At 40.0% G+C, this 6,840-nt stretch carries 7 protein-coding genes and 2 pseudogenes; 7 read left to right on the plus strand and 2 right to left on the minus strand.

Going from position 1 to position 6,840, the window contains the following annotated elements; genetic code table 11:
• Positions 1-29: 29 nt before the first annotated feature.
• Positions 30-446, minus strand: coding sequence for a YolD-like family protein (locus FYJ25_RS07465; protein WP_154433157.1), 417 nt, complete (start codon positions 444-446; stop codon positions 30-32).
• Positions 447-461: 15 nt separating this feature from the next.
• On the minus strand, positions 462-1,733 hold the full coding sequence (locus tag FYJ25_RS07470) for a Y-family DNA polymerase (RefSeq protein ID WP_154433158.1): 1,272 nt from the start codon (positions 1,731-1,733) through the stop codon (positions 462-464).
• Positions 1,734-2,050: 317 nt separating this feature from the next.
• Here FYJ25_RS07470 and FYJ25_RS07475 point away from each other — a divergent pair, with 317 nt between their 5' ends.
• The 7 genes and pseudogenes from FYJ25_RS07475 to FYJ25_RS07505 all read left to right on the plus strand — a co-directional run.
• Positions 2,051-2,461 (plus strand): helix-turn-helix domain-containing protein, encoded by a 411-nt coding sequence (locus FYJ25_RS07475; protein ID WP_154433159.1) that lies wholly within the window; start codon positions 2,051-2,053, stop codon positions 2,459-2,461.
• 83 nt (positions 2,462-2,544) lie between these two features.
• Entirely contained in the window at positions 2,545-3,069 is a 525-nt protein-coding gene (locus FYJ25_RS07480; RefSeq protein ID WP_235232791.1) for an ImmA/IrrE family metallo-endopeptidase, read from the plus strand.
• A gap of 490 nt (positions 3,070-3,559) precedes the next feature.
• Complete coding sequence (locus FYJ25_RS07485) at positions 3,560-5,020, plus strand: Lsa family ABC-F type ribosomal protection protein (RefSeq protein ID WP_002584327.1); 1,461 nt, start codon at positions 3,560-3,562, stop codon at positions 5,018-5,020.
• A gap of 278 nt (positions 5,021-5,298) precedes the next feature.
• Positions 5,299-5,823 (plus strand): flavodoxin family protein, encoded by a 525-nt coding sequence (locus FYJ25_RS07490; RefSeq protein WP_055176454.1) that lies wholly within the window; start codon positions 5,299-5,301, stop codon positions 5,821-5,823.
• 37 nt (positions 5,824-5,860) lie between these two features.
• Positions 5,861-6,304 carry a GNAT family N-acetyltransferase gene (locus FYJ25_RS07495; RefSeq protein WP_154580942.1) on the plus strand — a complete coding sequence of 148 codons (444 nt, stop codon included), beginning with the start codon at positions 5,861-5,863 and terminating at the stop codon, positions 6,302-6,304.
• 103 nt (positions 6,305-6,407) lie between these two features.
• Positions 6,408-6,725 (plus strand): annotated as a pseudogene (locus FYJ25_RS07500) (toprim domain-containing protein); the annotation flags it as partial.
• A 46-nt stretch (positions 6,726-6,771) separates the two neighbouring features.
• Positions 6,772-6,840 (plus strand): annotated as a pseudogene (locus FYJ25_RS07505) (TnpV protein); the annotation flags it as partial.

Here is a 6,840-nt window from a genome sequence, read left to right on the forward strand (position 1 = left end):
CGGTTTTGCGGAAACTTCCACAAAAATAATTAACAGGGTTCTTCTAATATTTCAAACACATTTCCAGACAGATCTGTAATATCTGAAATTGGTATCTCTGTATCTCCAATCCGGAGATGAATCTGCAGATCAAAGAATTCCACAGTTCCTTCAATGGTACAATGCTTTCCTTTTCCCGGAAATTCCATACTCTCGACAAAATATGTTGCCTGAATCCACATACCTGTAGAAAGATACTGTAACTTTCTGTCCAGTTCCTGCTTCTTTTCCTCAGACAGTTCCTTTCTGGGTTCATAAAGGATCTCTTTTTTCCGGACCGACTCTTCAAATCCCCGAAGAGCAGCAAACGGTGCAAACTGCTTTGCCCGGTGTCCCACATCCATCTTTCGCCGGTTGGATACCGGTCTTGGCATATAAATTAATTTTGCATACGCACTTGCCATCATGATCTATGCACCTCCTTATGCACGATGACCGCCAATCTGATTATTTCGTTCTCTGTATGTAGAGCAGTCAAGCAGATTCGCTCCCCTCATGATCGCATTTTTTCCATACTTTTTTTTCACACTCAGAATGGCCTGCTGTAAGTTTTTTTCTTTTTCAATCTTTTCCGGATCTGTGAACAGATCATACTGCAGATACCCTTCCGGCATTACCCGGTTGGCACAGACCTCGATCCTCCGAATTCCGGTATAACGGTCTGTAATCTTCTGATACAGTTTATCCACTTCATCCATGATCGTGCTGGAACTGTTCGTCAGAGATGTCAGCCGTACAGTCCCATGAGAGGAAGGACGCTCATATCGGTGATCATAAGCGATCCAGAGTGTAATAGAGCCAGTAATCAATCCTTTGGACACCAGATCCAGCACAAGAACATCTGTCATTTCCCGAACAACTACCGCGGCTTCCTCAAAAGAATAATTCCGCATGAGTACCTGCCCGTTAGACAGGCTGTGTTCTTCCGTATGATAATTCTTGATATCATGAATATCACAGGATTCCAAACCCCAGGCATGATCGATCAGCAATTCTGCATCAATTCCAAACATCTTGTAGAGCCAATCCTCAGATGTAACAGATGTATAAGCAATATCTCCCATGGTATGGATTCCATAACCGGCAAGTTTCTTTTCTGTTCTGGAACCAATCCTCCAGAAATCACTGAGCGGCCGATGATCCCATAACTTCTGCCTGTAGGATATCTCGTTCAAAATACCGATATGATCCTCCACATGCTTTGCCACGATATCCATGGCAACTTTTGCCAGATACAGGTTCGTACCGACCCCTGCAGTAGCAGTAATACCGGTTTCTTTCATCACCGCATCCATAAGCTCAACCGCCATTTCCTTTTCTGTCATATGATAAAGGGACAGATAATTCGTCACATCCATAAAACATTCATCAATGCTGTATACATGAATGTCCTCTTTGGAAATATACCGGAGATAGATACTGTATATTCTGGCAGAATAATCAATGTACAACTGCATTCTCGGCATGGCTGTAATATATTCAATACCTGCCGGAATCTCATGGATGCGGCACCGGTTCTTCACCCCCAGCTTCTTCATAGCCGGAGTAATAGCCAGGCAGATCGTAGACTGTGATCTTGTCGGATCCGCAACGACCAGATTTGTCTTAAATGGATCAAGGCCTCTTTCTACACACTCGACGGACGCATAGAAGGATTTCAGATCGATACAGATAAAAGACTTCTGACGTCCCATTTTTTTCACCTCTTTTGCACGTAATTGCCTATTTTCTCTTCTAATTGCTTCTTCCTGCGTCATTTATTCACATTCCAGATGCAATAATACAACTGAAAATCCGCTAAAATAGGCAATTTATAAGAGATTAATATTGACATTATAGGAAATATTGTTTATATTATATGCAAGTAATTGCTTATCTGTTGTGATTCACATTATAGGCAATCAATTTCGCATTGTCAAGAGTTAACTTGCGTATTTTAGGAAATTACTTTCCTGCTTTTGCTCCGGGATAAGTCAATCAGCCTGAAATAGCTTAGAAATGAGGTATTGTTATGACATTCGGTGAGAAAGTAAAAACATTGAGAAAAACGAAGGATATGAGTCAGACCCAACTGGCCCAGGCAATTGGTGTATCCTTAAGAACGGTAGGCGGATGGGAGAAAGAAGGACGTTATCCAAAGCAGCATGAACTTTATCAGAAACTTGCGGATACTCTGGGATGTGATGTTTCTTATCTCATGACAGAAGAGGAATCCTTTATTACAGAAGCCACAGAACAATATGGATCCAGAGGTGCGAAACAGGCACAGCAGATTCTGGAACAGGCAGCCGCCATGTTCGCCGGTGGAGAATTATCCGATGAAGATAAAACCGCTTTCATGGATGAGATCCAGATGCTTTATCTGGATTCCAAAAGACGTGCCAAGAAGTTTACACCGAAAAAGTATCTCAATGAAAAGTAAGTGTCCTTTTTATTGTACAGCATTTGGAGTACATTATACTTGTGGGGAACTCTCCGCATCTTTGAGATAACGGATCTTTTGAGGTGATTTATTTGGGAAATAGTTATATCTACGCAAAAGTGGAAAAACTGGTCAAACGCTTTAAGACCAGAGACCCTTTTGAACTTCTCGACTGCATGAACGTCGTAGTCGGAGAAACATCGAATTATAAGAAATTAAAAGGTTACTGCTTCATGAGCTGCCAGACGATCTATGTCATGATCAGCAGTTTCCTTTCTGAAGAAGAGCAGCGCATCGTTGCTGCACACGAACTGGGGCATATCATCCTGCACCGGTCACAGCTGAAAATGGCTCCCATGAAGGATGATGTGCTTTACAATATGATGGATTCTACAGAATATGAAGCCAATCTGTTTGCTGCAGATCTTCTTCTCGAAGACGACGATGTGGCTGAAATGTCCAAGAACGAAGACCTGAATTATTTTGGATTCTGTAGCAGCCTGAATGCCAGCCCGGAACTCATGAGCTTCAAGCTCTACAGCCTGATGAAACGCGGGCAGGCTTATCATATGCCGATGGAGATACAGAGTAATTTTCTGGCGAAATAGAATAAGAATTAAACAAATCGGAATTTTACGGTCAGTAAGGAATGCGTAAAGTTATATGATTGTATTATAAGCGATTTGTTAAATTTTTATAACCACTTGTATTTGCCTGCGATTTATGGTATAATATTTTGAAATTTAGAAAGAGGTGGGAAGATGATTAACTTTTCTTGCAAATAAAATCAAAATATGCGGTAGTGCTATACTTTGGCATTATTGTGTCTATTGCAAGAAAGTTATATGTCTATCTTACTCAATATAGTGCTGTTGCCACTTTTGCTTAGTGGTGTTATTTTATGCTATGACGAGCTGCAAGGATAAACTTTCTTGTGGCTCTTATTTTGTTTTGGAGGTGCTTTATGAATAGTGCAGAACAGATAGTTACACATGATTCACTCCGTATAGTGTCGGTTCCTTTTGGTGAAATCTATACGTAGTAAACATTCACCGAACCGACTTTGTATCGTATGACATGCAAAGGAGGATAATATTTATGTCAATGATTAAAATTGAAAACCTTACGTTTTCATATCCGACAAGTTATGATAATGTTTTTGAAAATGTCAGTTTCCAGGTTGATACCGATTGGAAGCTTGGTTTTGTGGGCAGAAACGGACGAGGTAAAACAACCTTTCTGAATCTTCTGCTTGGGAAATATGAGTATAGTGGAAAAATCCTATCATCCGTACAGTTTGATTATTTTCCTTATCCCGTTTCAGATAAGAATCGTATTACAGAGGATATATTGCAGGAGATTTGCCCACTTGCGGAAGAATGGGAACTTATGCGAGAACTTTCTTATCTTGATGTTGATGTCGATGTGCTTTGGCGACCTTTTGAAACACTTTCCAACGGAGAGCAGACAAAGGTTTTGATTGCCGCTCTTTTTCTTAATGAAGGGCATTTCCTACTGATTGATGAACCTACCAACCATTTGGATGCCAAAGCGAGAAAAAGTGTGGCGGCATATCTGAAAAAGAAAAAGGGATTCATCTTAGTTTCTCACGATCGTCGCTTTCTTGACGATTGTGTTGACTATATTCTATCGATTAACCGAGCGAATATCGAAGTGCAAAGAGGAAACTTTTCATCATGGATGTCAAATTTTGAGCGACAGCAAGAATTTGAACTGGCTCAGAACGAACGTTTGCAAAAGGACATCAGACGATTACAGCAGTCGGCAAAACGCGCTGCAGTATGGTCTGAACGTGTAGAAGCTTCCAAAATTGGGGCAGCAGATAAAGGTTATGTCGGTCATAAAGCCGCCAAAATGATGAAGCGTTCAAAATCTATAGAAGCGAGACAACAACAGACAATCGAACAAAAATCAGCATTGCTGAAAAATATGGAAACCGCAGAAGCCCTCAAGATACAACCGCTTAATTACCATACAGATTTGCTTGCATCATTATCGAATGTAGTAGTTTATTATGATGGCATTTCAGTTTGTGAACCCGTTTCGTTTGAAATAAGACAGGGAGAACGCATTGTGCTTGATGGAAAGAACGGCAGTGGCAAAAGTAGCCTGTTAAAGTTGGTAGTCGGGCAGTCCATAGATTATACGGGTACAGTAACACTTGGCTCTGGGCTTGTAATTTCTTATGTGCCACAGGATACATCGTATTTATGTGGAACCCTTTCCGAGTTTGCAGAAGAAAACAACCTTGATGAAAGTTTGTTCAAGGCAATTCTTAGGAAAATGGACTTTGAGCGTGTACAGTTTGAAAAGGATATTAAAGACTTTTCTGGCGGGCAAAAGAAGAAAGTCCTAATTGCGAAAAGCCTTTGTGAAAAGGCACACTTGTATGTATGGGATGAACCGCTCAACTTTATTGATGTGTACTCACGTATGCAGATTGAACAACTCATAACGGAGTTTGCCCCGACCATGCTCCTGGTAGAACATGACAGTGTTTTTCGAGATACTGTGGCAAGTAAAATTGTGAATATCTAAATTGGTTCTTCCGCAATTTTACGTTTTTCGCTTTAATAAAAATGGAGAATGCTGATTTACACTGGCATTCCAGTATTGAAAAATTACAAAATACGGATAATTGCGTAAGAACCTCTAAATTAAAATAATTGTATGGGTTAATTCCAGCTTTACAGAGACTCAAATTCAAGTTTACAGAACTGAATCAAAAGAGCTCGAAGGAGCTCTTTTTCCTTTTTTATAATAGTATCATTATGGTATAATAGAGACATTAAAATCGGAAGTTGGAGGATACACGCATGAAAATTGTAATCATTAATGGAAGTGCCAGAAAAGGAAATACGCTGGCAGCAATCAATGCATTTATAAAAGGAGCGTCAGAAAAGAATAAAATTGAAATCATTGAACCCGACAAACTCAACATTGCACCATGCAAGGGATGTGGTGTCTGTCAATGCTCTAAGGGATGCGTCGATAAGGATGATACAAATTCTACCATTGATAAAATTGCTGCCGCAGATATGATTCTTTTTGCTACACCAGTTTATTGGTGGGGAATGTCAGCACAATTGAAACTTATCATTGATAAGTGCTACTGCCGTGGATTGCAGTTAAAAAACAAAAAAGTTGGCACAATTGTTGTAGGTGGTTCTCCCGTAGGCAGCATCCAGTATGAGCTGATTGATAAGCAGTTTGACTGTATGGCAAAATATCTTTCATGGGATATGCTTTTCAAAAAATCATATTATGCAACAGCCAGAGATGAACTTGAAAAAAATAAGGATTCCATGAACGAACTTGAGTGGATTGGAAAAAATTTATAAAGCACACACCAAATTCCAGTTTGACGGAGTGATGGATATGAAAATCAGAGAAGTGGATAAGAATAAAAAGCAGTTTATATCATTATTGTTATTAGCTGATGAGCAGGAGAATATGATTGACCGTTATATTGAAAAAGGTACTATGTATGTACTTGAAGATGGTAATGTAAAAGCTGAATGTGTTGTCACTGATGAAGATAATGGAATACTTGAAATTAAAAATATTGCAGTCGATTCTCAGAATCAAGGAAAGGGCTATGGGAAAGCACTAATTGATTTTCTTGCCAGTAAATATGCAGATGAATATTCTGTTTTGCAGGTTGGAACAGGTGATAGTCCATTGACGATACCATTTTATGAAAAATGTGGATTTGTTCGATCTCACAAGATTCCGAATTTCTTTACTGACAATTATGACCACCCAATTTATGAGGGCGGTGTACAACTAATAGATATGGTATATTTGCAAAGACATATATAACTTCCTATTTTTCGGAAACATAAACTAAATTGAGATATTACATAGCAGTCATGCACAACAGTGTGTGGCTGCTTTTATTTTGTCAAGAAAGGAGCAGATGCAAATGAAATTAGTATTGGCTGAGAAACCCTCAGTCGCTCAGAGTATAGCCAAAGTGCTGGGAGCAAATAAACGTGGGGACGGATACCTGGAGGGCAATGACTATCTTGTCAGCTGGTGTGTAGGGCATCTGGTAGAACTGGCACAGCCTGAAGCCTATGATGCCAAATACAGCAAATGGTCGTATGCAGACCTCCCCATCCTTCCTGATGATTGGAAGTATGAAGTCTCGGCAGGAACTCGAAAGCAGTTTGGCATTCTCAAAAAGCTCATGGCGAGGGGCGATGTGGAAAGCCTTGTGTGTGCAACGGATGTAGGACGGATTTTGCGGACATTCAAAATAAAAAAGAATGTGGAGGTAACAGACAATGGCAAAATCATTATTTGAGGAACTGGGCGGCAAATACGAAAGGCAAGGGGATTATTTGATACCGTGC

The sequence above is a fragment of the Anaerobutyricum soehngenii genome (assembly GCF_009697165.1).
Classification (GTDB): Bacteria; Bacillota; Clostridia; order Lachnospirales; family Lachnospiraceae; genus Anaerobutyricum; species Anaerobutyricum soehngenii.

Coding starts and splice junctions, on each gene's coding strand:
- FYJ25_RS07465 (WP_154433157.1), bottom strand. CDS start 446: ATGATGGCAAGTGCGTATGCAAAATTAATTTATATGCCAAGACCGGTA.
- FYJ25_RS07470 (WP_154433158.1), bottom strand. CDS start 1,733: ATGGGACGTCAGAAGTCTTTTATCTGTATCGATCTGAAATCCTTCTAT.
- FYJ25_RS07475 (WP_154433159.1), top strand. CDS start 2,051: ATGACATTCGGTGAGAAAGTAAAAACATTGAGAAAAACGAAGGATATG.
- FYJ25_RS07485 (WP_002584327.1), top strand. CDS start 3,560: ATGTCAATGATTAAAATTGAAAACCTTACGTTTTCATATCCGACAAGT.
- FYJ25_RS07490 (WP_055176454.1), top strand. CDS start 5,299: ATGAAAATTGTAATCATTAATGGAAGTGCCAGAAAAGGAAATACGCTG.
- FYJ25_RS07495 (WP_154580942.1), top strand. CDS start 5,861: ATGAAAATCAGAGAAGTGGATAAGAATAAAAAGCAGTTTATATCATTA.